The sequence below is a fragment of the Streptomyces sp. NPDC091281 genome (assembly GCF_044757425.1).
In the GTDB taxonomy this organism is placed as follows: Bacteria; Actinomycetota; Actinomycetes; order Streptomycetales; family Streptomycetaceae; genus Streptomyces.
Genome location: NZ_JBIVUY010000004.1, coordinates 578427 through 600808, shown reverse-complemented (window position 1 = coordinate 600808; position 22382 = coordinate 578427). Strand labels below are relative to the sequence as shown.

The window sequence follows — 22382 nt, the reverse complement described above, 5'->3', positions numbered from 1 at the left end:
ATGAAGCAGCCGACGAGGGGACATCGCTTTTCGCCGGACTTCCCAGCGCGGGCCTCATCTCACGGCGGACGCCTCGCGTTCCGAGTCTGGGGCTTCAGGGAGGGCGTAGGTGGCTGCCTTCACGGTTGGCCTCCGCGGCCGGGGCCGAGCGTCACGCCGACGGCCGGGTCAGTTTGGCTGCCACGGCATCGAGGACCCAGTCCAGGCCGATCGCGAAGGACGTCTCGGCGTCGGTGTCCGTGCCGTCGTACACGACCTTGGCCAGCGACGGGAAGCGGCCCGTGGCCAGCATTCTCGTCACATGCGGGCCATGGGCGCGCTGCCAGTCGTGCTTGGACAGGCCTGTGGCGCGCTCGGCCCGTAGGTTCGTGATCTCGCGCCTGATCGCGCCGGTGAAGTAGGCGCTGACTGTCTCCACCGCCCGCATGACGGTATCGACGTCGGTGAGGCCGTCGAGGGCGGACAGGGTGGCCTCGGTGACGGCGAGGCCGTTGGGGCCCAGGGCCGGGCGGCGGCCCAGCAGGTCGGCCAGCCATGCGTGGCGGAGAGCCGCCTGCCTGGTGCGGTGGGCGAGGACGCGCAGCGCTTCCCGCCAGTCGCCGGGCGCCTCACCGGGGAGGATCTCGGCGTAGACCTCGTCCACCATGAGGTCGAACAGCTCCTCCTTGGTGGCGATGTATCCGTACAGCCGCATCGGCCCGGCGTTGAGCCGGCCGGCGACCTTGCGCAACGACACCGCTTCCAGCCCGCCCTCGTCGGCCAGCGCGATCGCGGCGGCGACAATCCGCTCCCGGTCGAGCGGCACGGGGCGGGTCGGCGGCTCCGGCCGGTCCCACACAGTCATGGCACCACCGTACCGTTGCAATACGGCGTAATAAATCAATACAGTGTATTGCCATGAGACATCGCATCGCGGTGGTCGGGGGTGGTCCTGCCGGTCTCACCTTCGCTCGCGTCCTGCACCGCCACGGCCACTCCGTCACCGTCCTCGAACGTGATCCCACCCCTGCCGCCCGACCGCCGGGCGGCACGCTGGATCTGCACGAAGGGACGGGCCAACTCGCCCTGGACAAGGCGGGGCTGCTGGCGGAGTTCCAGGAGCTCGCCCGTCCCGAGGGGCAGGCCATGCGCATCCTGGACACGGACGGGACCGTTCTGCGTGACTGGCGGCCCCGCCCTGGCGACCGGGCCCACCCCGAGATCGACCGTGGGCAACTCCGTGACCTGCTGCTCGGCCCTCTCGACGTCCGGTGGGGCCGGGGCGTGACCCAGGTGGTTCCGGGAACGCGGGACGGCGCCCTGATCCACTTCGCGGACGGGCGACAGGAGGCATTCGACCTCGTGGTCGGCGCGGACGGCGCATGGTCACGGGTCCGCCCGGCGGTCTCGCCGGTGAGACCGCACTACACCGGCGTCACCTCGGTCGAGACCTCCGTCGACGACATCGACACCCGCCACCCCGACCTTGCCCGGCTGGTCGGCGATGGTTCCGTGGCGGTGTACGGCGTGAACCGCAACCTCGTCGCGCAGCGCAACAGCGGTGGCCACGTGAAGGTGTACGCCACGTTGCGCGCGCCGCTGGACTGGCACACCGAGTTGGACCTGACCGACGTCGAGGCCGTGCGATCGAGTCTGCTGGCTCTGTTCGACGGCTGGGCCGCTCCCGTCCTCGATCTCCTCCGCCACGGCACCGCTTTCGCCTCCCGCCCCCTCCACGTCCTGTCCGTGTCCCCCACCTGGCCCCACGTCCCCGGGGTGACACTCCTGGGTGACGCCGCCCATCTGATGCCCCCGCTGGGGGTCGGCGCGAACCTCGCGATGCTGGACGGCGCCGAACTCGCCGAGTCCCTCGCCGTCGGCCCCGAGGATCTGGACAAGACCGTTCGCGCCTTCGAGGAACGGATGTGGGCACGGGCCGCCAGGTGGGCGACGATCGCGACGGCCGGTCTGGAACGCCTCGTGAGCCCGGACCCCGCCCAAGCCCTGGCCCTCTTCGACGAAGTCCAGCCGTCCTGACCGCCAAGCCCGCGAGCGCGCGCGTCAGCACGCGCCGCGCAGGTCCAGGAACGCGCCGACCCGACCACCCGCCTCAGGTGGCCAGCCCGGACGCGCTGAGCAGCTCGCCGACGGCAGCGCGGATGTCCTCGTCCTGGGCGAAGCCCCGCCAGCCGCCGTCACAACGCAACCGCTGGTCATACGCGGCCACGTCGCGCAGGAGAAGGGCGGCGGGCCGGGCCGCCCGGCCGAGCCGGGCCAGGTGGTTCACCGCGGGGAGCATGACGGGCCGGTAGGAGCCCGGAGCCAGATCCCGCACGGCAGCCGTCAGCACGGGGACGGCGACCTCGGTGTCGCCGGTCGCAGCCCACAGGGCGTGCGCCGCCTCCACGCGCGTCCAGAGGTCGCCGTGAGCGGTCAGCGCCCGGAGCCGGTCCGCGTGAGGGGCGGCATGCGGCCCGAGGTCGGCCAGCTTGCGCAGGACAGGATGGGGGTGTTCACGCTCAGCGGCGGCACGGCCGAGTGCTTCCAGGGCTGGTTCCGGTCCGCCGCCGACCCTCCAGTACGCCCAAGCCGCGAGTTCCCGCTGCGGCCCCGCGGCGGTCGCACGGGACAGGAGCAGGCCGCGTGCTCCGTTTCCCGCCCTTCCGATGCCTGCCAGGGCCTTCGCCGCCGCGGTCCAGGTCCGGTCTTCCTCCAGCAGGCCGATGAGCTGGGGAACCGCTGCCTTTGCCGCAGGCCCCCAGTCTGCGAGAACCTCGCAGAGCCTGTCGAGTACGCGCTCGTCCGCGCCGGTGTGGAGCTGGCCGCAGATCGGCGGAACGAGGTGCTCGGCGTGGTCCGGGAGGTAGCCCAGCACCTCAGCGAGCGTGGGGAGGCCGACAGAGTGCAGGTCGGAGGCGGGGTAGTGGGCGGAAGCCGAGGCGAATCCGGAGCGTGCGCCGGCGATCGCTTCGATCAGGCCCGGCAGGCAGCGGGGATCGTTCATGCGGGCCAGGGCCCACAGAGCCGCCTCGCCGACGGTCTCCCGCGTGCGTGTGGTGCGGGCGGCGGCGTCAGGGAGCAGAGTGGCGATCTCGTCGGCGTAAGCGGTGGCCGCCGGGCCGAGACAGGCCATCAGCTCGGTCGCTCGGAAGCGCGCTTCGGGAGCGGGATCGTCCAGGCGCGCCGCGAGACGTGGCAGGAGGGCGGCGGTCGGCGAGTTCCACTGGGACAGGAGGCTGCCGGCCCGGGCCAATGCGGCGATCCGCTGTTCGTCGTCGTGATGGTCCGCCAGCAGACCGAGCGTGAAGTCGGGGGCGGGGCCGGGGAGCAGCCCCGCGGTCCAACCGTGGACACCCAGAACTCCGGTCTGTATCGAGCTGGTGCGGAGCCACAGCTCGACGCTCGGGTCCCGGACCGCCGCGAGGACGAGGTCCAGCCGACGGGCGGGCAGGCCAGGGTCGACAGGGGCGAGTGCGTGCACCGCCGCGAGTCGTATCTGCGCCTGTGGATCACCGAGCAGACCGTGGAGCAGGCCGACCACCTCGGTGCCACGTCCGCCGGTCGGCGCGCGCAGAGCCGCCTGGCCGAGTGAGAGGACCAGATCGAGGCGGGTCGCCGGATCGCTCTCGGCCTCCCAGCACCGCAGCAGACCGGGCAGCACCAGCTCACCGGGACTGCCGCAGGCACCGAGCACGTCGGCCGCGGCCCGCCGGATCTCCGGCTCGGGGTCACCGAGCAGGCCCAACACTTCCGGCAGGGACCGTTCCCAGGCCGGTGCCCAGCCGGGATCAAGAAACCGGGCTTCGACCTGACCGGCTTCCGCTGCCAGCAACGCCACGAACTCCAGCAACGCGCGGCGGCCCGGGACCTGCGGTGCCGCAGCCAGGCGCAGCACGAAGGGCAGCGCTGCCGAGGCGCCGGAACAGACCCAACCGCCCTGATGGAAGAGCAGGTTGAGCAGCTCGGACGCGGCATCGTCCGCATCGTCCGGATCCGGACCCGCGCATCGGCGGAGCAAGCCGGGTACATCCTCGGCGGACCCGTAGTTGTGCTCCAGCGCAGCCCAGTCGACCGCATCCAATCCCGACCACATGCGCGCGACCCTACCGGCAGGCTGTCGACAAAACCCATGGGAGGCCTCGGAGATGAGCCGGGGCTCAGGGGCCGTCCCCGGCGGGACCGGTGCGCCGGTCACGGCTGCGCGAGGTCCACCGCCGCGACCTGTCCTGTCTCAGCTGGGTCCTGGCATCCGGGGCCCTCTGATCCGGGGTGCCCGGAGAACTCTCAGACGTCCGGACCTGGGAGCGTCTCGGTGCCGACGTCAAAGGCCCCTTCAGGACACGATCAAGTGCGGACCCCGGCTACCTCCTGCGGTTGTCGTATCGGCTTGGGACGACGCCCAGCCAACTCGCCGTCATGACGGGACTGCTGCCCACACCCGGCATTGGGCACATGTACTTCCAGATCCCCGCCCGCTTCCTGATCAACCTCTGTGACACCGACCGGGCGCCAACTTTCAGCCTGGTTATCAAGCTCGCCACGGAAGAGATCATGGGCCTCACTCTGGCCCCACTGGGGCCCGCTATGGGCCGCTCAACCTCGATGTCATGCGTCGCGACGACCTGGCTTACCTCGCAGTGCACAACCCGTGGGTCTTCACCGCCAACACCCGGTGCTGCCCCGAATGCCTCGCCGGCGACGGCAGCACCATCCAGGAGCAACTTGGTGGCTCATGGCAGCGCCTATGGCGGCTCGCCGCTGTGTTTGCCTGCCCCAAACACCGACGCATGCTGATCCACGAGTGCCCAGGATGCCGACACCCTATCCACGCTGACCTGCAACGTTCCTTGATCCCTCGGATCGGTGACGCGACCCTCCACCCGACGCAATACCGAAGGACTACCGGTCCGATTCCCCGGCACGGGGTGCTTCCGCCCGTCTGCGGTACGCAGCTCAGCAGCAGCACCGCCAAGGAGGCGAAGCCCCTGGAGCCGTACCTGCACCTTCAGCGCCGTCTCCTGGAGCTGCTCACGTCCGTGACAGACCTGAGGCCTATGAGCGCGGGAATGCCAGTCACGACGGCTGAGTACTTTGCTGACCTGCACCTCCTTGCGGCCCTTGTTCTCCTGTCCTGGCCGCACACTCGTGAACTCAACCCGGTCAAGGAAGGCGACGAAGTCATCGCCCATGAGGTGGATCGACGGCTCACTGAAGTGGCGGAGAACGCGGTGGCCCGAGGCCGGAAGGGAACGACGCTCTACTGGAACCATCCACCCGCCGACAGCACCGCATGCGCTGCTGTCCTCGCGATCGCTGAGCGGCTCCTCAACAGCGCCCGGCCGGCAGCACAGCAACTGATCGCAACGCTCCTTGAAGCAGCGACGAAGTCTGACCCGCGCAGCGCCAACGTGATTCGCGTGAACAACCGGTGCTCACCAGCTCTACGAGCCCTGCTCCTGCGGCATCCCTTGCGACGTACCTCTGTTTCCCGATGTTGAGGCGGGTGAGTCGGGAGCGGTCTAGTCTTCCCCTTTGTCAGCTCTCTCGCCACTGAACCGTGCCTTCAACCAAATCCCGAAGCGTGCAGAGAAGCAAGAGAGCCCTCAGCTCCATGAGACCTTCGTTGACTCGGGGGTTGTCGATGTGATCAACACGGTCGATCACCAGGTCATCTACGGCCGACGAGGTACCGGGAAGACCCACGCCCTCAGCTACCTGGGTGCAGAGGTATCGGCCAACGGTGATCTGGCTCTGTACATAGACCTCCGCACCATTGGATCGGCTAACGGCCTGTTCGATCCGCAGTCGGCTCCGATCACAGAGCGGGCCGCTCGCTTGCTCGTGATCTTCTCGGTCAGCTGCATGAGTCATTGCTCAACGCGGTGCTTGAAGATGACTCGTTGATGGAGGACGGCCGATTCGTAGAGAAGGCCGATCAGCTCATCGCGGCGATTACCTCGGTCCGAGTCCTGGGCGAGGTTGAGCAAACTGCAGAGGCGGAGAACAAGACGGGCGTCAAGTCCGGTAGATCGCTTGAAGCACGTGTCACGCCCCAGGATGTCCGGGTGTCCGGCAAGATCAGCAGCGACGCGTCATCTGAAGATCGCGGGCTGCATCGGGAGACCCGAAAGGGCACCGAACAGATCAGCCTCAACTTCAGTGATGTGGCCAAGGCGCTACGTGAACTTGGAGGAACGCTCTGCAGTCGACGGGTGTGGATCCTCCTGGATGAGTGGAGCAGCGTCCCGCGAGATCTTCAGCCCTACTTGGCTCAGTTCCTGACTCGTTGCGTCCTGCCCGTTCATAAGTTCACCGTCAAGATTGCTGCAATCGAACAGCAGTCGAACTTCAGGACTCAGGTCGACGGTGCAACGATCGGGATCGAGCTCGGCGCTAACATGGGCGCCCATGTGAACCTCGATGACTTCTTGGTCTTTGAAGGCAACGAAGAGCGGGCGCGCTCGTTCTTCCAAGGGTTGTTCGTCAAGCATCTCCATAGCATTGCCGCAGACACCTCCAACTCGCCGTTGGGGCAAATCCAAGGGAGCCTCGTCTCTGCGGGGTTCACGGACAAGCGAGCGTTTGACGAACTTGTCAGGGCGGCCGAGGGAGTTCCAAGGGATGCTCTGTACATTGCGGCTAAGGCTGCGATGAAGGCAGGGCAGAGCAAGATCTCGGTCCCCCTGGTTCGGGACGCTACCCGCGGCTGGTATCACGGGGACAAGATGACCGGGCTAACGAGCTTGGTCGAGGCACGCCGACTCCTTGAGTGGATCATCACTGAGGTGATCCGGGGCAAGCGCGCCCGCGCCTTTCTGGTCAACTCCGCTGATGCCCGGACGACCTCCTTCTCGCTCTCTTCGATGCCCGCGTACTGCACATTCTCCGTCGTGGCTATTCCGCGCAGGATCAGCCGGGCGAGCGGTTCGACATCTGGGGCATTGACTACGGTGCCTACGTCGACTTGGTGCAGACACAGAGTGCTCCGGCTGGAGTCCTGCCGATCTTCGATGAAGGGGGTATCGAGGCGTACGCAGATATCGACGTCCCCATGCAGGATCACAGAGCCATCCGGCGAGCCATTCTCGACCTTCAGCTCTTCTACGGAGTCGAAGGCGAACAGGGTCCGGACCTTGAGCAACAACAGAATGATGCACCCGCAGAAGCGGAGCCTGCCAGCTGAACGCCGCCTCTATGATGCTCGGCCGGCGTCGCCGATTTGCCCTAGCGGAAGTCGGCGGTGCCGCAGATGAAGGTGGTGTCCTGTAGGAGAGCCGGGTTGACTCGGATGTCGGTGATGTACTCGGCGAGCGCGAAGGCGGCCGGAACGGCCAGGTCGTCGTCCGTTTCAGTGGGCTCTTCGGGGAAGGTGAAGCCGAGGCGGCGGATGACGTCGAGCAGGTCGTCGGCACGCGTACCGGAGCGGCAGCCGACGTCGCGGAGTTCGAAGTGGAGCTGGAGTTCGGTGTCCTCAACCCAGAGGAACGAGCCGTCGTTGTTGGCGTTCGCGTTGTCGTAGTGGGAGATCCAACGGGTGCCCGCTGATGCGGGCAGGGCCTTCTTCTCGTTCACGCCGTGCCAGCCGTTAGGCTCGATCATGAGGGTCCAGGGGCCGAGCGTCGTCATTCCAAAGTACGTCCGTGTGGTGCTGGGGCCCCAGAGGTCGAACGCGGTGTCGACGAGTGCGGTGATCCCGGTGACCTCGGATTCGGATTGGCCGTCCAGCCTGTGCAGCAGCTCGTCCGGTGGCACGTCGTGCACGAGGGTGACGCAGTAGGACTCGGCGAGATCCGGGAAGTCTTCCTCGAACCACATGTAGTCAGCAGCCGTCGTAGCCATGCGAGAGATCCTTCCCGACGGCACTGACATCGGAAAGGTCTGGGTGCCCACAGCATTCCGGGACTGACTACGCACCGCGAAGGCTGGGCGCTGGCCGCTCGGTGCCAACCAGCGCTGCGAAGTGTCAACTATCGCGAGCAGTCACACCCCCCCCGACATGACCCAGCACACTTTTGCAAGCGCCTGCTTGCAAAAGTTAGCGGGGGTGGGGCAGGGTGGAGGCATGGCATCGCTCAACGTCGGCAATCTCGGTGAGTATCTGCGCGAGCAGCGGCGCAACGCGCAGCTCTCGTTGCGGCAGCTCGCCGACGCCGCCGGGGTGTCCAATCCGTATCTGAGCCAGATCGAGCGCGGGCTGCGCAAGCCGAGCGCGGAGGTGCTCCAGCAGGTCGCCAAGGCGCTGCGGATCTCCGCCGAGACGCTCTACGTGCGCGCCGGCATCCTCGACGCCGAGCGGGACCGGGACGAGGTGGAGACGCGGGCCGTCCTCCTCGCCGATCCCACCCTCACCGGGCAGCAGAAGCAGGTGCTGCTCCAGATCTACGACTCGTTCCGCAAGGAGAACGGGTTCGTGGCCGGGGACGGCGGCACGGGCGACGACGCGGAGGACGACGGTCCGCCGGGCGGCGCGGCCGACGTACGGGAAGCCCGTGCGATCGGCGGGGACGACGCCGCACCGCAGCAGACGGCCGGTTGACCGGACCAGGGGACCGGCCGCCGACTGCGGGAACCGCATCCGCCCCATCGACGAGCGCATCGAACGCCACGGACAGAAGCACGTACGTACGACACGACCGCTGATACGGGAGAACCTCACCATGGCCATCACCGACGACCTGCGCAAGACCCTCAGCGACCCCACTCCGCTCTACTTCGCCGCCGGTACCGCCGACCTCGCCCTCCAGCAGGCGCTGAAGCTCCCCGGGCTGGTCGAGCAGCTGCGCGCCGAGGCCCCGGCGCGGTTCGAGGCCGTCCGCAACACCGACCCCAAGGACGTCCAGGAGCGCGCCGCCACCCGCGCCAAGGAGGCCGGTTCCAAGGCCCGTGAGGCGCAGGAGACCCTCCAGGCCAAGGTCAACGGCTTCATCGCCAACCTCGACGGCGACTTCAAGAAGATCGGCACCAACCTCGACTCCGACCTGAAGAAGCTCGGCGAGTCCGCCCAGGACCTGGCCCTGCGCAGCGTCGGCGTCGCCGCCGAGTACGCCGTCAAGGCCCGTGAGACCTACGAGAAGGTCGCCGAGCACGGCGAGCAGGCCGTACGGACCTGGCGTGGCGGGGCCGCCGAGGAGATCGAGGAGCTGGCCATCGTCGTCGAAGGCAAGGACGACCCCAAGCCCGCCGCCGCGAAGCCCGCCGCCGCCCCGAAGCCGACGCCCCGCCCGACCGCCGTCGTGACCGAGCCGAAGTCCGCCCCCGCGGCGAAGAAGACCCCGGCCACCCCGGCCGCCGCCAAGAAGGCCCCGGCGCCCCGCAAGAGCACCACGGCCAAGTCGACGGCGGCCAAGCCCACCACCGCCGCCCCCAAGCCCACCGCGAAGAAGACCACGCCCCCGGCCAAGTGACGGCCCCGTCTCCGGTCAGATGACGGCCACGCGGCCCGGTCCCGTGACACCCACTCGTACGGGTGAACCGGGGCGGGCGCGGCGGGGGCCGGGCACTCCGGGAAGGCCCGGGCCGTTCAACGGGTGACGGAAGCGCGGTTGCGGGTACGGTGACCGCGTACGGACGAGTGCAGACCTGCCGAGACGGGTGGTGGACGTAGTGCTGTTGGAAGGTTTCGCGGGCTTCATGTCTCTGCTGAGCCTGGCCCTGATCGTGTTCAGCGGCTTCGCTCTGATCGACGCGGCGATCCGCCGCGAGGACGGTTACCGGGCCGCCGACAAGCAGACCAAGCCGTTCTGGCTGATCATCCTCGGCATCGCCTTCGTGGTGAGCCTGATCTTCCCGATCCTGTCGTTCCTGCCGATCATCGGCCTGATCGCGTCCATCGTGTACATCGTCGACGTCCGGCCCGCCCTGCGCTCCCTGCCCGGCGGCGGACGCAGCAGCAGAGGCGGCGGCTCCAGCAGCGACGGTCCGTACGGCCCGTACAACGGCGGTCGCTGACCCGTCCGTCGGGGCTCGTCGGAGCCCGTCACCGCTGGTAGAGCCCATCACCGTCCGTCTGGGCTCACCACCGCCGCCGCTCGCCATTGCCTGTCGGGGCCCGTCGAGGTTCTACGGGGGCCGGGTCCGCTGCGGTCCGTTACGGCTCGCGGTCCAGCAGGACGACCGCCACGTCGTCCGTCAGTTCCCCGCCGTTCAGGTCGCGGACCTCGCTCACCGCCGCCCGCAGCAGGTCCTCGCCGCGCAGGCCCTGGGCGCGCTGACGGCGGATCATCTCCACCATCCCGTCCTGCCCCAGCCGCTCCCGGCCGGTGCCGATCCGGCCCTCGATCAGGCCGTCGGTGTAGAGCATCAGGCTCCACTCCGGGCCCAGCTCCACCTGCATCCGCGGCCAGCGGGCGCCGGGCAGCAGCCCCAGCGCGGGGCCGTTGTTCTCGTACGGCAGCAGCCGGGCCGGGTAGTGGGGGCCCGCGACGAGCGGCGCCGGATGCCCGGCGAGGCAGAGTCCCGCGCGGCGGCCGTCGGGGGAGATGTCGACCGTGCAGACCGTCGCGAAGATCTCGTCGTCGTTGCGTTCGTGCTCCAGGACCTGCTGGAGCGTGTTCAGCAGCCGGTCCCCGCACAGCCCGGCCAGGGTCAGCGCCCGCCAGGCGATCCGCAGTTCCACGCCGAGCGCCGCCTCGTCCGGGCCGTGCCCGCAGACGTCGCCGATCATCGCGTGGACCGTGCCGTCCGGGGTGCGGACGGTGTCGTAGAAGTCGCCGCCGAGCAGCGCCCGCGAGCGGCCGGGGCGGTAGCGGGCCGCGAAGCGCAGCGCGGAGCCCTCCAGGAGCGGTGTCGGCAGCAGGCCGCGCTCCAGCCGGGCGTTCTCCTGCGCGCGCAGGCGGCCCTCGGCGAGGCGCCGTTCGGCGTGCTCGGACCGTTTGCGCTCCACGGCGTAGCGGATGGCGCGGCTCAGCAGCCGCCCGTCCAGCTCGTCGCGGAACAGGTAGTCCTGCGCGCCGACCCGCACCGCCTCCGCGCCGCGCTCGGCGTCGCCGGAGGTGGTGAGGGCGAGGACGGCGTGCCGGGGCGCGATCTCCAGGACGTGCCGCAGGACGGCCAGTTCGTCGCCGTCGGCCGCGCGGCCGGGCGCGGGCAGCGCGAGGTCCAGCAGGATGCAGTGCACGTCGTCGGTGAGCAGCCGTCCGGCCTCGGTGAGGTTGCGGGCGGTGCGGACCCGGATCGGCTTCCCGGCCGAGTCGAGCAGGCCGGGCACGATGGGGGCGGCCGTCGGGTCGTCCTCGATGAGCAGCAGCGTCAGGTTGGTGGGCGGGCCCGCGGGCACCTTCCACGCCCCGGGCGGGCCCGCTGCCCCGTGCGCTCCGGGCACCGCCTGCACGCCCGGCACCGCCTGCACGCCCGGCACCGCCTGCACGCCCGGTGCCGCCTGCACGCCCGGTGCCGCCTGTGCCCCGCCCGCTGCTGTCGGCGTTCCCCCCGCTACCGCCTGCGCGTCCGGCGTCTCCGGCCGCGGGACCGTCGCGGTCGCTCCGGTCGCGGTCGCTGCCGTCGCGGTCGCCGTGACCGTCGCCGCAGCCGACGGTGTCGTCGGCGTGGCGGTCGCCGAGGGCGTCGTGGTCTCGGCGCGGGGTGCTGTCTGCGGTTCCGTCGTTCCCTCCGGGGTCCCCTCCGCGTACGGGTTCACGGCTGTGGTCGCGGACGGTGCCTGGCCGCACTCCGCGGCCGGGATCGCTCTCTGCCGCGGTACGGGTACGGGCATCGTGTCGGTTCCTTCCCTCCCCCCGGGGCGGTGGGGACGAGGGACCTCGACCCACCGACGGGGACCCTAGCGGCAGAGTGCGCCGCAACGGAATGGTGTGCGGGCGGGAGGTTGAACTCCGGTCAGAGTCATATGCCGCGATCCGTACCGCAGTTGGGCAGGCCGGTCCGGGGGAGGGGATGACGAAGGTCACGTCGGCGGACGGTTTCGGACGGGCCGCGGGTGCCGTGGGTCACACGGACCGGGCCGAGAGCCGAGGGCAGGCCGCCCTTACGCGTCCGGTCGGACCACGCCCAGGATCGGCATGGTGCCCGCGCCCGCGACGGTGACGTTCCGTCCGGGGCGCGGGGCGTGGACGATCTTGCCGTCGCCCACGTAGAGCGCGACGTGGCTGGCGTCGCCGAAGTAGATGATCAGGTCGCCGGGGCGCATGTCCGAGACGGCGACCCGTCGCAGTTGCCGCCACTGCTCCTGCGAGGTGCGCGGGATGGTCCGGCCCGCGTCGGCCCAGGCCTCGGAGGTCAGCCCGGAGCAGTCGAAGGAGTCGGGTCCCTCGGCACCCCACACGTACGGCTTGCCTATCTGTGCGGTGGCGTAGGCGATGGCGCGCTCGCCCGCCGAGGTGCCCTGGCCGGTCGCGTTGTCGAGGGCGCCGGTGCCGATCCAGGCGGTCTGCGCCTTGCGCGCGGCCTCCTCCTGGAGCTTGGCCAGGCGCTCCTTCTCCTTCTTCTCCAGCCGGGACTCCAGCGCCCGCGCCTCGGAGATCTGCTTCTCGATCTTCTTCTGCGCCTCGGCCTTGGCCTTGCGGTGGGACTCCAGCTTCTGCCACTGCGTGGAGGCGTCCGCGGCGTACTGCTCCAGGTCCTGCTGGGTGCGGGTCATCTCGCCGAGCAGGCCCTTGGTGGCGCGGTGGCCCTGGAGCACGCGTCCGGCGCCGTCGAGGAACTCGCGCGGGTCGTCGCTGAGCAGCAGATGCGCCTCGTCGGGCAGGCCGCCGCCGCGGTACTGGGAGCGGGCGGCGGCGCCCGCGCGGTCCTTCAGCTCGTCCAGCTTCTCCCGGCCCTGCACGATCTTCCGGGCCAGCGCGACGATCTGCGCGGACTGCTCCTTCGCCTTCTCCTCGGCCGCGTTGTAGGCGTCGGTGGCGACGGCGGCGTCGTGGTAGAGCGAGTCGAGCTTCTCGCGGACCGCTTCGAGTGCCTTGTCGGCCTCGGACGGCGCCGGGTCCGCCGGCGGCGGCGTCAGATCCGGGTTCGTGGTCCGTGCGGTCGGCGAGGTCGAGGGGGCCGGGGTGGGGCCGGGGGCCGCGAACGCCGCGCCCGGCGCTCCCAGGACGGTGATCGCGCAGACCACGGTCACGGCCACCGCGAGCAGGCCGCGCTTGCCCGTACGTATGCCCGTACCCATAGGTCCCCCCAGCTGATTAACCGTCAGTAACATCTGTTCGCCCGGGGGATCGTGCCATGCCACGGCCGAAAGTGACAGGGGGAGCGCGGCACCGGGGGCACCGCTCCTTGCGCTACCCCCTCATCCGCCCCCGTACGTCGATCTCCCACCCTTTGTGACGAACGCCTCAGGGTGATCGTTCCCTTGGCGCGGGCGGCAGTTGGCGGCGGCAGCAGGGGGTGGGGGTGGCCGGTCCGGGCAGTGGGTGCGGGCGGTTGGAGGCAGGCGGGGCGAGGGAGCGTCGGTCCGCCTCACCCCCGAGGCGCCAACGCCTCCCACGCCACGGTGACTTCACCCTGCCGCCACCGCACCGGCCCGTCCGTCACCGGCCAGTCGGACGTCAGGTCCCGTACCGCGCGCATCCAGCGCTGCCGGGCGCCGTAGGAGGCGTAGGGCGCGGCGGCGGCCCAGGCGCGGTCGAAGTCGCGGAGGAAGGCGTGCACCGGTTCGCCCGGCACATTGCGGTGGATCAGCGCCTTCGGCAGCCGTTCCGCCAGGTCGGAGGGGGTGTCGAGGGAGCCGAGACGGGCCGCGAAGGTGACCGTGCGCGGCCCCTCCGGGCCCAGCGCCACCCACACGTGCCGCCGCCCGACCTCGTCGCAGGTCCCCTCGACGAGCAGCCCACCGGTGTCCCGCGAGCTGCTCCGCGGCGCCCCGCCGCCCCCCTTCCCGCCGACGCCCGTGCCCGTGTCCGTGCCCGCGCCCTCGGGTGCGGCGAGCCGTGCGCACAGCCGCGCCCAGACCGCCGCCACCTGCTCCTCGTCGTACTGGCGCAGCACGTTCGCCGCGCGGATGAGGTGCGGCGGCCGTTCCACCGGGACCTCGAAGCCGCCGTGCCGGAAGGTGAGGCCCTCGCGCTCGTACGGGAGCGCGGCGGCGACCCGCGCCGGGTCGATCTCGACGCCGACGACCTGGACGCGGGGCGCGGCCGGGCGCAGCCGGGTGAGCAGTTCGACGGCGGTCCAGGGGGCGGCGCCGTAGCCGAGGTCGACGGCGAGCGGGTCGGTGGCGCGGCGCAGGACGGCGCCGTGCGTGGCGGCGATCCAGCGGTCCATGCGGCGCAGCCGGTTGGGGTTGGTGGTCCCACGGGTGACCGTACCGACCGGGCGGAGGGGGGAGCCCGAGGGCCGGGGGGACGGGGGCCGGGGGGACATGGGGACGAGGGTATCGGCGGCGGGACGACACCCGGCGCGGGACGGCCCCTCGGCGGAGCGGGGAACGGCGGTACGGCGGCGGGCCAGCACCCAGCGGACCGGCGCCTAGCGGTCCGGCACCCAGCGGACCGGCAACCCGGCGGACGCCCGATCACCCCCGCCCCCCGGACCACCCCCGCCCCCAACCCCCCTCCGGACGCCGTACCGTCCTCGAACGGTTGAGCGACAAAAGGTAATGTCCTGGCAAAAACCCTCACCCCGTACACCCGTACGGAATGGGAATGCGAGCCTCCGCGTTGCACCGCAGCGGAGGGCGCCCCACACCCTCCGTTCGGCATGCCCGCAGCAAGGAGGAGGAACGCCCCGTGAGCCAGTACGTCAGCAGGCTCGGGCGTCGTTCCCCGGCGGCCTCGCGGCTCAGGCTCCACCGCCGTCCCCGCCGGGTGGCGATGCTCTCCGTGCACACGTCACCGCTCCACCAGCCCGGCACCGGCGACGCCGGCGGCATGAACGTGTACATCGTCGAGCTGGCGCAACGCCTCGCCGCGATCAACATCGAGGTCGAGATCTTCACCCGTGCCACCACCGGCGGCCTCCCGCCCACGGTCGACCTCGCCCCCGGCGTCCTCGTCCGGCACATCGACGCCGGACCCTACGAGGGCCTCGCCAAGGAGGAACTGCCCGCGCAGCTCTGCGCGTTCACGCACGGCGTGATGCAGGCGTGGGCCGGGCACCGCCCCGGCCACTACGACCTCGTCCACTCGCACTACTGGCTCTCCGGCCACGTCGGCTGGCTCGCCGCCCAGCGCTGGGGCACGCCCCTGGTGCACGCCATGCACACCATGGCCAAGGTCAAGAACGCCAATCTCGCCGACGGCGACACCCCGGAGCCCGCCGCGCGCGTCATCGGCGAGACCCAGATCGTCGCCGCCGCCGACCGGCTCATCGCCAACACCTCCGAGGAGGCGGGCGAACTCGTCCGGCACTACGCCGCCGACCCCGCCAAGCTCGCCGTCGTCCACCCCGGCGTCAACCTCGAACGCTTCCGCCCCGCCGACGGCCGCGCCGCCGCCCGCGCCCGCCTCGGTCTCCCGCAGGACGCGCTGATCCCCCTCTTCGCGGGCCGCATCCAGCCCCTCAAGGCCCCGGACGTGCTGCTGCGCGCGGTCGCCGTCCTCCTCGACCGGCGCCCCGAACTGCGCACGCGCCTCGTCGTGCCCGTCGTCGGCGGCCCCAGCGGCAGCGGCCTCGCCAAGCCGGAGGGCCTTCAGAAGCTCGCCGCCCGCCTCGGCATCTCCGACGTCGTACGGTTCCGGCCGCCCGTCGGGCAGGAGCAGCTCGCGGACTGGTTCCGGGCCGCGTCCGTGCTGGTGGTGCCGTCGTACAGCGAGTCGTTCGGGCTGGTCGCCATAGAGGCGCAGGCGGCCGGTACGCCGGTGCTGGCGGCGGCGGTCGGCGGGCTGCCGGTGGCCGTGCGCGACGGCGAGACGGGCTTCCTGGTGCACGGCCACGAACCGGCGGCCTACGCGCGCGTCCTCGCCGACCTCGCCGACGCCCCCGACCTGTGCGCCCGCATGGGCGCCGCCGCCGCGCTGCACGCCCGGTCGTTCGGCTGGGACGCGGCCGCCGCCGCCACCGCCGACGTCTACTGGGCCGCCGCCCAGGCCCACCGCCGTCGCGTACGCTCCCCGCATGGCTGAGGACGGGAAGAACGCCGCAGGTGCGGACGGCGGGGGCGCCGCGCGGGTCGTCGAGGACGTCCTGAAGGACGCCGAGCTGGAGTGGGAGAGCCCCGAGCCGGGCACGTACGTCGTCCAGCTCCCCGGCACCCGCAAACTCCGTACGACGCTCTCGCTGATCGTCGGCCGCCACTCCCTGTCGCTCAACGCGTTCGTCATCCGCCACCCCGACGAGAACGAACCGGCCGTCCACCGCTGGCTCCTGGAGCGCAACCTCAAGCTGTACGGCGTGAGTTACGCCGTCGACCCGCTCGGCGACATCTACGTCACCGGCCGGCTCCCGCTCGCCGCCGTCACCCCCGAGGCGACCGACCGGCTCCTCGGGCAGGTGCTGGAGGCCTCCGACGGCGCCTTCAACCCGCTGCTGGAACTGGGCTTCGCCTCCGCGATCCGCAAGGAGTACGCCTGGCGGGTGTCGCGCGGCGAGTCCACCCGCAACCTGGACGCCTTCCGCCACCTCACGGAACGCCCGCCCACGAGCCAGGACAGGGCCTAGGTGTATTGACCCGCATCAACAACGCCGCGGGTCAATACACCTAGGCCCCCCGCCGGTAGCGGCCCGGTGTCACGCCGACCAGCCGCTTGAAGTGCCGGGTGAGGTGCGCCTGGTCGTGGAAGCCCGCGAGGGCGGCCGCCTCCGCCGGTGCGGCCCCGCCGAGCAGCAGCCCGCGCGCCCGGTCCACCCGGCGGGCGGTCAGGTACTGGTGCGGCGCGATGCCGTACGCGCCGCTGAACGCCCGTACCAGATGCGCCGGATGGGCCTGGAGCAGCCCGGACGCGGTGTCCAGGGTGATGCCCTCCGTCGCGCGCGCGTCGAGCAGGTCGCGCAGCCGCCCCGCGAGGACGGGGTCCCGGCGCTCCGCCTCCGCCGGGCCCGGCGCCCCCGGCCGCAGCAGACCGCGCAGCCGCTCCCCGACGAACGTCAGCCGACTGTCGGCCTCCAGGGTGTCACCGGGCCGCGCGAGCGCCCCGTGCAACTGCCCCACGCGCCGCCGCAGCAGCGGGTCCCGCAGGTCGGGGCCGTCCACCGCGGCGCCGATCAGCTCCTCGCCGAGCACGCTCGCGTCCAGGTACAGCACCCGCTTGCGGAAACCGTCGGCGGTGACGGCGGACCCGTTGTGCGGCACGTGCGGCGGCAGCAGCGACACCGTGTCGTGCGGGGTCCCGTGCGGGTGGCGCTCCAGGTCGTAGCGGACGGCGCCGTCGTCGACGATCAGCAGCGTCCACGCCTCGTGGACGTGCATCGGGTAGGCGTAGCCGGTGAAACGGGCGTGGAAGACCTCGACGACACCGGCGACGGCGGGACGCCAGGCGGTGACGTCCGCGGTGACCTCGCCCGATGTGTCGGCGGCGACGTCGCCGTCGGTGTGCTCCGGCGTGGCCCTGCCGCCGGGGGCGGTGGCGGCGCGGGGGGCCGGACGGGATACGGCCATGCAAAGAACGTACAAGACCCGGCGGCGGACGGGTCGGCAGTCTCGACGCATGACCACCGACACACCCGCCGCACCCGCACCCGCACCCGCTTCCACGACCGCCCCCGCACCGGCCCCCTCCGGCACCACCGCACCCGCTTCCGCCCCCGCTCCCGTCGCTGAACCCGCTGCCCTCCCGCCCGTCCGCTTCGACACGAAGATCGCCGTGCTGCTCCGCGCCGACCTGGAGACCTGGCAGCGCCTCAACGTGACGGCCTTCCTGGTCAGCGGCCTGGGCACGGCGGCCCCCGAGGTGCTCGGAGAGCCGTACGAGGACGCGGACGGGGTCCGCTACCAGCCCATGTTCCGCCAGCCCGTCCTCGTCTTCGAGGGCGACAAGGAGACGCTGACGGCGGCCCACGCGCGCGTGCTCTCCCGCGCCCTGCCGCGCGCGGTCTTCACCGGCGACCTCTTCGCCACCGGCAACGACCGCGACAACCGCGCCGCGGTCCGCGCCGTCCCCACGGACGCCCTCGACCTGGTCGGCCTCGCGGTGTACGGCCCCCGCAACGCGGTGGACAAGGTGCTGAAGGGGGCACGGATGCATCCGTGAGGCCACCCGTGAGGGACGGCGGTACGAGGACGGGGCGCGCTCAGCGGGCCGCCCTCAGACGGCCCGCTCCGCACCCGCCTCCGCACCCGTCTCCGAGGCCGCACGCTCCACGCCGCCACCCGGCAGCACCGTCCCGGACACCGGTGCCTCCGTGACCAGGGCCGTCGGCGTGTCCGTGACCACGGTCGTCGCTGCCTCCGTGACCACGGTCGTCGGTGTCTCCGCGGGCAGCCCCCGCATGAGCACCCAGTACCCCAGCCCCGCGACGGTCCCCACGGCCGCGCACATCCCCCACAGCCACTCCGCGCCGTACCGGTCGATGACGACGCCGGAGACCAGCGGGGCGACGAGCGCGGCGGCCGACCAGGACAGGCTGTACATGCCCTGGTAGCGGCCCCGGCCGTGGACGGGGGAGAGGCGGACGACGAGCCCGGTCTGTGTGGGCGCGTTGACGATCTCGGCGAGCGTCCACACGCACACGGTCAGCGCGAACACCCCGACCGACCCGGCGAACGCGGTGAGGCCGAAGCCGTAGCCCGCGAGGACCGAGGAGATCACCAGCAGGCGGCCGGGGTCGCGGTGCTGGATGAAGCGGGTGACGGGGATCTGGAGGACGACGATCAGGAAGCCGTTGACGGCGATGGCCGTGCCGTAGTCGGCCGGGGTGAACCCGGCCGCGCCCATCGCCACCGGCAGGCCGATCGACCCCTGCTGGAAGACGAACGCGACGAGGAACGACAGCCCGACGAGGATCATGAACCGCCCGTCGCGCAGCACGGTCCCGAGCCCGACCGGCGCCGCGCCCGCCGCGGTCTTCCCGCCGGGCTTCGGACGGGACTCGGGCAGCTTGAGGAAGACGACGATCGCGCAGGCCAGCGTCATGGCGGCCTCGATGAGGAACCCGGCGAGATAGCTGTACTCGGCGATGAACCCGGCGCCCATGGCGGAGATCGCGAAGCCGAGGTTGATGGCCCAGTAGTTCAGGGAGAAGGCGCGGACGCGGTCCTCGGGCGCCACGATGTCGGCCATCATCGCCTGCACGGCGGGCCGGGAGGCGTTGGAGGCCACGCCGACCAGGAAGGCGACCCCGGCGATCGCGACCGGGTGGTGCACGAAGCCGAGGGCCGCGACGGAGAACGCGGTGGCCGACTGCGCCACCAGCAGCGTGGGCCGCCGCCCGAGCCGGTCGGCCATCACCCCGCCGCCGAGCGAGGAGATCACCCCGCCGAGGCCGTGGAGGGCGGCGACGAGACCGGCGTAGGAGGCGGAGTAGCCGCGGTCGAGGGTGAGGTAGAGGGCCATGAAGGTGGCGACGAAGGCGCCGAGCCGGTTCACCAGCGTGCTGGTCCACAGCCACCAGAACGCGGGCGGCAGCCCGGACACGGTCTCCCGCGCGGCACGTCTGAGGACGGTGACGGACGACATGACGGCTCCCCCGGATGTAAGCGGCACTGGCGGCATCCAGAACTTACGAGGGCGGGGCCCCGGCGGGCCACTCGATTAGCAGATCCAGTCAACCGGCGGCGCCCCCGCCTGCGCCGTCCGGGCCCGGTGTCCACAGCGCGGGCGCCCGGCCCACCCCCCGAACCCCTTGGATTACGCTCATACGCATGGCCGACGCACCGTACAAGCTGATCCTCCTCCGCCACGGCGAGAGCGAGTGGAACGCGAAGAACCTGTTCACCGGCTGGGTGGACGTCAACCTCAACGAGAAGGGGGAGAAGGAGGCGGTCCGCGGCGGTGAGCTGCTCAAGGACGCCGGCCTGCTGCCCGACGTGGTCCACACGTCCCTCCAGAAGCGCGCGATCCGCACCGCGCAGCTCGCCCTGGAGGCCGCCGACCGCCACTGGATCCCCGTCCACCGCTCCTGGCGCCTGAACGAGCGGCACTACGGCGCGCTCCAGGGCAAGGACAAGGCGCAGACCCTCGCGGAGTTCGGCGAGGAGCAGTTCATGCTGTGGCGGCGCTCGTACGACACCCCGCCGCCGCCGCTGGCCGTCGACGCCGAGTACTCCCAGTTCGACGACGCCCGCTACGCGACCCTGCCGCCGGAGCTGCGCCCGCGCACCGAGTGCCTGAAGGACGTCGTCGTCCGCATGCTGCCGTACTGGTTCGACGGCATCGTCCCCGACCTCCTCACCGGCCGCACCGTCCTGGTCGCCGCCCACGGCAACAGCCTCCGCGCCCTGGTCAAGCACCTCGACGGCATCTCCGACACCGACATCGCCGGCCTCAACATCCCCACCGGCATCCCCCTCTCCTACGAACTCGACGCCGAGTTCAAGCCGCTCACCCCCGGCGGCACCTACCTCGACCCGGACGCGGCAGCGGCGGCGATCGAGGCCGTGAAGAACCAGGGGAAGAAGAAGTAACGCCCCCTCTTCGAGCCCCCGACCCGCGGCTTTTCCCCGGGTCGGGGGCTTTCGCGTTGTCCGGGGTACGCGTGGTTTTCCTGAAAGGGGTTCCCGACTGCTGCCGAGCCCCCCTGTATGCCTCAGGGAACGGCGATGTGACCGGTATGCTGATGCCGCCTCACCTGAATTCTCCCTGAACTCGACGCATCCGTGCGCGAGTTCCAAGCTCCGGCCCGGCAAGCGGGTCGTTGGGAGAGGAAGGGAGGTGGTGGGGGTGAGTCTCGAGAAGGACACGCCCCGCAAGTGGACCGGTGCCGAGAAGTGGCAGGTCTGGCTCGCGGGCGTCGGCCTGCTGGCGACCATCGTCACCGGCGTGGTGCAGTTCGCTCGATGAGCGGGCCACGCGCGAGAACGGTCGGGACCGGGCGCTGTCCATGCGGCGAGCCCGGTCTGCTGATGAGCGACCGGGCTCGCTGACTGCACGAGGGCCTGGGTCCGGTTGCCGCCGGGTCCGGGTCCTCGGTCGTTCTTCCGGCAACGTGAACAGCCTGCTTCTCTTGAACGACCTGACCAACGTAACTGGATAAGTTGGTCAGGGTTCTCAATCTCTCACGCTTATCCCGGCTCAATCAACCTTGTGAGCTTGTCCGTGAAGTTTTGGAGCGTGGTCTTCCCGCTTCACCAGTACGCCGCCAAGTGAAAGAAGCAGTAAGTCTTTACGGGAAGGCCTTAGCGGTACACCTCGTCCTTACACAGCGGGCTTCAACTCCGCTCTTCCGAACAGCAGCGCGTACCCGGGCGGGAGTTGGTCCAGGATGCGGGTCGTGAGGTCGGGGCCCGCGAGGGCGGCGATCGTGGTGAGGACCGAGCCGGTGTCCCAGCGGGTGGTGGCCAGGGAGGCGCCCGTGCGGGCGGCGAGGTCCTTGACGAAGGACCAGCCGGTCAGCGGCTCGGTGTCGGGGATCTGCGCGGTCAGGACGCGGGCGGCTTCCCGGGGCAGGCAGGCCGCGAGGGCGACGCGTTCGTCGCCGGTCAGCTGGCGGCCCAGCCCGGCCAGGACCAGGCGGACCACCTCGTCGGCCCGCTCGCGGGTCGGGTAGGCGCCCTCGTAGCGGACCTTCTCCAGCAGGTGTCCGTACGCCGCCTCGTACGGCTGCCGCCGGTGCTCGGGCGTGAGCGGTTCGCGTACGTCGGTGATCACTGCGGTGCGTGCCTTTCGAGGAGTCGGGGGCGGTGGGGGATGCGCGGGCGGTGGTTCCGAGCGGGATCAGGGCGCAGGCCTCCGGCAGGCGGGCCGCGAGCGGAGCGCGGGCCTCGCCGGGTGGGCGCCGTCGGACCGGGTGCGGAGGGCGGGGGAGGGACGGGGGACAGAAAGCCCCCGCCTCCGCACCCGTACGGCCCGCCTCGGTCGGAGAGCTCCGTACGGCCGTCTCAGCCGGAGATCTCCTTGCGGCCCGTGCCCGCGCCGATGGAGATCTTGCGGGGCTTGGCGCGCTCCGCGATCGGGATGCGCAGGGTGAGGACACCCGCGTCGTAGTCGGCCGCGATGCGCTCGGTGTCGAGCGTGTCGGCGAGCACGATCTGGCGGGAGAAGACGCCCAGCGGCCGTTCGGACAGCTCCATCTGCACGTCGTCGGCCTTCGCCACCGGTCGGCGCTCGGCCTTCACGGTGAGCATGTTCCGCTCGACGTCGATGTCGATCGCGTCGGGGCTCACGCCGGGGAGGTCGAACGCCACCACGTACTCGTCGCCCTCGCGGTAGGCGTCCATCGGCATCGCCGACGGCTTCGACCAGGTCCCGGGGCCGATCAGCTGCTGCGCCAGGCGGTCCAGCTCACGGAACGGGTCAGTGCGCATCAACATCGTGAAAACACCTCCAGCAGGTCCAGGCAGTTGCTGCCAATGCGCTCACGGGAACCGTTGTATCATGTCATCCAATGGATGACAAACAATCTGTCGTCCATCAGATGACAGA

20 protein-coding genes are annotated in these 22382 nt (G+C 71.1%); 10 read left to right on the top strand and 10 right to left on the bottom strand.

All coding sequences use genetic code 11. From position 1 onward, the window contains the following. Positions 1–151: 151 nt before the first annotated feature. Entirely contained in the window at positions 152–844 is a 693-nt protein-coding gene (locus ACIQPQ_RS14280) for a TetR/AcrR family transcriptional regulator (RefSeq protein ID WP_401303454.1), read from the bottom strand. A 53-nt stretch (positions 845–897) separates the two neighbouring features. On the opposite strand from ACIQPQ_RS14280, the gene ACIQPQ_RS14275 reads away from it, so the two are divergent. Then, complete coding sequence (locus ACIQPQ_RS14275) at positions 898–2016, top strand: FAD-dependent oxidoreductase (protein ID WP_401303452.1); 1119 nt, start codon at positions 898–900, stop codon at positions 2014–2016. 73 nt (positions 2017–2089) lie between these two features. On the opposite strand, the gene ACIQPQ_RS14270 is transcribed toward ACIQPQ_RS14275, so the two are convergent. Continuing rightward, positions 2090–4072 carry a hypothetical protein gene (locus tag ACIQPQ_RS14270; RefSeq protein ID WP_401303451.1) on the bottom strand — a complete coding sequence of 661 codons (1983 nt, stop codon included), beginning with the start codon at positions 4070–4072 and terminating at the stop codon, positions 2090–2092. A gap of 514 nt (positions 4073–4586) precedes the next feature. On the opposite strand from ACIQPQ_RS14270, the gene ACIQPQ_RS14265 reads away from it, so the two are divergent. Then, positions 4587–5477 carry a TniQ family protein gene (locus tag ACIQPQ_RS14265; RefSeq protein ID WP_401303450.1) on the top strand — a complete coding sequence of 297 codons (891 nt, stop codon included), beginning with the start codon at positions 4587–4589 and terminating at the stop codon, positions 5475–5477. Between the two features lie 384 nt (positions 5478–5861). Continuing rightward, positions 5862–7232, top strand: coding sequence for a hypothetical protein (locus tag ACIQPQ_RS14260; protein ID WP_401303449.1), 1371 nt, complete (start codon positions 5862–5864; stop codon positions 7230–7232). Here the strand turns inward: ACIQPQ_RS14260 and ACIQPQ_RS14255 are convergent. Beyond that, positions 7204–7818 carry a DUF6461 domain-containing protein gene (locus ACIQPQ_RS14255; protein ID WP_401303447.1) on the bottom strand — a complete coding sequence of 205 codons (615 nt, stop codon included), beginning with the start codon at positions 7816–7818 and terminating at the stop codon, positions 7204–7206. The genes ACIQPQ_RS14260 and ACIQPQ_RS14255 overlap by 29 nt on opposite strands. 223 nt (positions 7819–8041) lie before the next feature. Here ACIQPQ_RS14255 and ACIQPQ_RS14250 point away from each other — a divergent pair, with 223 nt between their 5' ends. The 3 genes from ACIQPQ_RS14250 to ACIQPQ_RS14240 all read left to right on the top strand — a co-directional run bounded on the left by ACIQPQ_RS14250 (position 8042) and on the right by ACIQPQ_RS14240 (position 9927). Continuing rightward, positions 8042–8515, top strand: coding sequence for a helix-turn-helix domain-containing protein (locus tag ACIQPQ_RS14250; RefSeq protein WP_401303446.1), 474 nt, complete (start codon positions 8042–8044; stop codon positions 8513–8515). Positions 8516–8636: 121 nt separating this feature from the next. After that, the gene (locus tag ACIQPQ_RS14245; RefSeq protein WP_401303444.1) at positions 8637–9383 is read left to right on the top strand and encodes a hypothetical protein; all 747 of its coding nucleotides are present in this window, start codon (positions 8637–8639) and stop codon (positions 9381–9383) included. A gap of 226 nt (positions 9384–9609) precedes the next feature. After that, a complete protein-coding gene (locus ACIQPQ_RS14240; protein WP_383768989.1) occupies positions 9610–9927 on the top strand; it encodes a DUF2516 family protein in 318 nt (105 codons plus the stop codon). A gap of 139 nt (positions 9928–10066) precedes the next feature. Here the strand turns inward: ACIQPQ_RS14240 and ACIQPQ_RS14235 are convergent, their stop codons facing one another. From ACIQPQ_RS14235 to ACIQPQ_RS14225, 3 genes are all read right to left on the bottom strand, one after another. Further along, the gene (locus ACIQPQ_RS14235; RefSeq protein WP_401303442.1) at positions 10067–11689 is read right to left on the bottom strand and encodes a PP2C family protein-serine/threonine phosphatase; all 1623 of its coding nucleotides are present in this window, start codon (positions 11687–11689) and stop codon (positions 10067–10069) included. Positions 11690–11959: 270 nt separating this feature from the next. Beyond that, complete coding sequence (locus tag ACIQPQ_RS14230; protein ID WP_401303607.1) at positions 11960–13084, bottom strand: NlpC/P60 family protein; 1125 nt, start codon at positions 13082–13084, stop codon at positions 11960–11962. 302 nt (positions 13085–13386) lie between these two features. Next, complete coding sequence (locus ACIQPQ_RS14225; RefSeq protein ID WP_401303440.1) at positions 13387–14289, bottom strand: class I SAM-dependent methyltransferase; 903 nt, start codon at positions 14287–14289, stop codon at positions 13387–13389. A gap of 365 nt (positions 14290–14654) precedes the next feature. Between ACIQPQ_RS14225 and mshA the strand changes: the two genes are divergently transcribed. Then, positions 14655–15989, top strand: a complete 1335-nt coding sequence (mshA, locus tag ACIQPQ_RS14220) for a D-inositol-3-phosphate glycosyltransferase (RefSeq protein ID WP_383769000.1) — start codon at positions 14655–14657, stop codon at positions 15987–15989. Next, the gene (locus tag ACIQPQ_RS14215; protein ID WP_401303438.1) at positions 15982–16524 is read left to right on the top strand and encodes a YbjN domain-containing protein; all 543 of its coding nucleotides are present in this window, start codon (positions 15982–15984) and stop codon (positions 16522–16524) included. Before mshA ends, ACIQPQ_RS14215 begins: the two co-directional genes overlap by 8 nt. A 40-nt stretch (positions 16525–16564) precedes the next feature. Here the strand turns inward: ACIQPQ_RS14215 and ACIQPQ_RS14210 are convergent, their stop codons facing one another. Beyond that, positions 16565–17461, bottom strand: a complete 897-nt coding sequence (locus ACIQPQ_RS14210) for an AraC family ligand binding domain-containing protein (protein WP_401303436.1) — start codon at positions 17459–17461, stop codon at positions 16565–16567. A 49-nt stretch (positions 17462–17510) separates the two neighbouring features. On the opposite strand from ACIQPQ_RS14210, the gene ACIQPQ_RS14205 reads away from it, so the two are divergent. After that, positions 17511–18053: a DUF2000 family protein gene (locus ACIQPQ_RS14205; protein WP_401303434.1), complete on the top strand. Its 543-nt coding sequence runs from the start codon at positions 17511–17513 to the stop codon at positions 18051–18053. Positions 18054–18107: 54 nt separating this feature from the next. On the opposite strand, the gene ACIQPQ_RS14200 is transcribed toward ACIQPQ_RS14205, so the two are convergent. Then, positions 18108–19478 carry an MDR family MFS transporter gene (locus ACIQPQ_RS14200; RefSeq protein WP_401303432.1) on the bottom strand — a complete coding sequence of 457 codons (1371 nt, stop codon included), beginning with the start codon at positions 19476–19478 and terminating at the stop codon, positions 18108–18110. Between the two features lie 185 nt (positions 19479–19663). Here ACIQPQ_RS14200 and ACIQPQ_RS14195 point away from each other — a divergent pair, with 185 nt between their 5' ends. Continuing rightward, complete coding sequence (locus ACIQPQ_RS14195) at positions 19664–20425, top strand: phosphoglyceromutase (RefSeq protein ID WP_383769013.1); 762 nt, start codon at positions 19664–19666, stop codon at positions 20423–20425. A gap of 730 nt (positions 20426–21155) precedes the next feature. Here the strand turns inward: ACIQPQ_RS14195 and ACIQPQ_RS14190 are convergent. Beyond that, positions 21156–21608 (bottom strand): DUF2267 domain-containing protein, encoded by a 453-nt coding sequence (locus tag ACIQPQ_RS14190; RefSeq protein ID WP_401303430.1) that lies wholly within the window; start codon positions 21606–21608, stop codon positions 21156–21158. 230 nt (positions 21609–21838) lie between these two features. Beyond that, positions 21839–22270, bottom strand: a complete 432-nt coding sequence (locus ACIQPQ_RS14185; protein ID WP_401303428.1) for an Hsp20/alpha crystallin family protein — start codon at positions 22268–22270, stop codon at positions 21839–21841. Positions 22271–22382 lie beyond the last annotated feature (112 nt).